Here is an 805-nt window from a genome sequence, read left to right as displayed (position 1 = left end):
GAATGACACGCGGATCGGCTTTCGACGCCCTGGTCATCGGCCCCACGGCGGCCGTCTGCCCGAGCTTGTCTACCTCGTAGACATAGGGCACGAACTTCGACTGGCTGCCGATGTGGATGATGCCGCCGACCGCCGCGAGGACGATCATCAGCGAAAGGATGCCGACAACCTGCCAGGTCTGCTTTTGCGACACAACGGAACCAACGTGGTCGTTCCAGGTGCGCCGCGCCGTCAGGTACGGGTTGTCGGTTTGCGGGCCGGTCGCGGCCGGCGTCGCCGCTGCTGCGGCCGTTGCGGGCTTCTTCTTGAAGATCAAGCCCTTGATCGTGTCTGCAAAACTCATGCTGCCTCCAGGTATTCATCAAGGGCGAGGCCCCGGCCACGCAGCCATTCATCCACCCACTGGTCGCCGAACTTGGCTTCCAGGTTCTTGATGATGGCGACGGATTCCTTGTCGGATGCGCCGACGAACGCGAGCGCGAGCGGGCCAAGTGCCAGGTCGTAGAGACGGCGGCCGTTTTCCGACACGTAGTAGTACTGACGCTTGGGAACGGCCTGGGCCAGAATCTCGATCTGGCGAGCGTTCAGGCCCATGCGGCGGTACAGGGCCGCCGTGTCCTCATCCCTGGCGTAAATATTCGGCAGGAAAATCTTGGTCGCGGTCGATTCCACGATCACGTCCAGGATGCCGCTGTTGGCGGCGTCGGACAGGCTCTGCGTTGCCATCAGCACAAGGCAGTTGGCCTTACGCAGCACCTTGAGCCATTCCCTGATCTTCGCGCGGAATGCCGGGTGGCCGAGCATC

At 62.7% G+C, this 805-nt stretch carries 1 protein-coding gene and 1 pseudogene; both read right to left on the bottom strand.

Translation table 11 applies throughout. The features are described 5' to 3' along the window. Positions 1–343, bottom strand: a 343-nt coding sequence (locus AC0L3J_RS37140) for a VirB8/TrbF family protein (RefSeq protein ID WP_473350395.1), incomplete at its 3' end; no start/stop codon positions are given. Next, a pseudogene (locus tag AC0L3J_RS37135) lies at positions 340–805 on the bottom strand (conjugal transfer protein TrbE); the annotation flags it as partial. The pseudogene AC0L3J_RS37135 and the gene AC0L3J_RS37140, both read right to left, overlap by 4 nt.

Source organism: Bradyrhizobium sp. Kon37 (assembly GCF_055807535.1).
The sequence above is the reverse complement of the archived record's forward strand: the minus strand, read 5'-3'. Positions and strand labels throughout refer to the sequence as shown.